Here is a 1,502-nt window from a genome sequence, read left to right on the forward strand (position 1 = left end):
CCCCACATTTGACTGACGCCATCGGTTCCGGTGGCTGTCCTTATTTTGATTTGTCCCGCCCATGGCCGCCGACCCGTGGGCCATGGATGCATGACCTCATAGGAGCGTGGCCGCTCCCGTCGGATCCCGCAAGAACCATGGTAGCGTGCCCCGTCAACGTCCTGTCTGCGCCGCAAGCCCCCGGGAGGCATCCGAACACATGGAAAGGAACGACAACGATGACGCCGCCGAACGAAGTGGTGTGGGCCGGGATCGACACCCACACGGACACGCACACCATCGCATTGCTCGACGAGCGGGGCAGGCCGCTGGGCGCCGAGACGTTCACGGCGGACCCGGACGGATACGACAGGCTGATCGGCATGCTGCCCGGGCCGGGCAGGGTCGCGGCCGTGGGCGTGGAGGGCACGAACTCGTTCGGAGCGGCCCTGGCCCGTCGTCTCACTGCCGCCGGATACGAGGTGCGCGAGGTGCCGCGCCCCAGGCGAAGCGTGCGCCGCAGGGACGGCAAGTCCGATCCCCTCGACGCGGTCGCCGCTGCCCGTAGCGTCATGGCCGGCGACGGCACGAGCCTGCCGAAAAGCCCGGACGGCTGGGTCGAGGCACTGCGCCACCTCAACGCGCAGCGATCCCAACCGGTGTCGGCGATGACCGCGATCCCCGATTCGACGAACGGGCTGCTCGCCGCCGCCCCGGAACCCATCAGGGAACGTTACCGGGGGTTGAGGAGCGAGACCCGCATGAACAGGCTCGCCGAATGCAGACCGGCCGGCGGCCTGGTCGAGCGGAGCGCGCCGGCCGCGCTGAAATCCGCCGCCAAGGCATGGAAGGCGCTCAAACGGCAGGCCGGTCTCCTGGAGGAACGCATGCGCCTGATCCTCGAGGAACACGCCAGGCCGCTGCTCGACATGTACCGCGCGGGCACCGTCATCGCCGCGACCCTGGCCATCGTCGCCGGGGACAACCCCGAACGCATCCGAAGCGAGGCCGCGTTCGCCAAACTCTGCGGCGTCTGCCCCATCCCCGCGTCCAGCCGGCAGGACCAACCGACACAGGCTCAACAAAGGCGGCAACCGGCAGGGCAATATGGCATTGCACCGCATCGCCATCGTCCGCCTGCGATACCACAAGCCGACCCGCGACTACATGGCCAAAAAGACCCGCGAGGGCAAAGGCAAGCTCGAGATCATCCGCTGCGTCAAACGGTTCATCGCCCGCGAGGCATACCGGGCGCTCATCAGCATACGCAACGGCGAGGTCGGACGCGGGACCCCGGCCGAACGCGGCGCCAAGCTGCGCGAACTACGCGTCAGCCGGAACATCACCCAGCAACAGATCGGCGAGGCGCTCTGCGTGCCCTCGAGCCGCATCAGCGAGATCGAACGCGGCGCACGCGACCTTCCCGAACTCGAGCAACGGGCCATCCAGTGGATACACTCGACAACCAACCCAAAACAACACACCCAAACGCTTGACAATGTATAGGAGCATCGAAATACAGG

At 67.2% G+C, this 1,502-nt stretch carries 1 protein-coding gene and 1 pseudogene; both read left to right on the forward strand.

What is annotated here, in order from left to right; translation table 11 throughout:
- Positions 1-218 precede the first annotated feature (218 nt).
- Positions 219-962 (forward strand): annotated as a pseudogene (locus tag FYJ31_RS12375) (IS110 family transposase); the annotation flags it as partial.
- Between the two features lie 124 nt (positions 963-1,086).
- The gene (locus FYJ31_RS13010) at positions 1,087-1,485 is read left to right on the forward strand and encodes a helix-turn-helix domain-containing protein (RefSeq protein ID WP_174772967.1); all 399 of its coding nucleotides are present in this window, start codon (positions 1,087-1,089) and stop codon (positions 1,483-1,485) included.
- Positions 1,486-1,502: the final 17 nt, after the last annotated feature.

It is taken from the genome of Bifidobacterium sp. WCA-178-WT-4B (assembly GCF_009696495.1).
In the GTDB taxonomy this organism is placed as follows: domain Bacteria; phylum Actinomycetota; class Actinomycetes; order Actinomycetales; family Bifidobacteriaceae; genus Bifidobacterium; species Bifidobacterium infantis.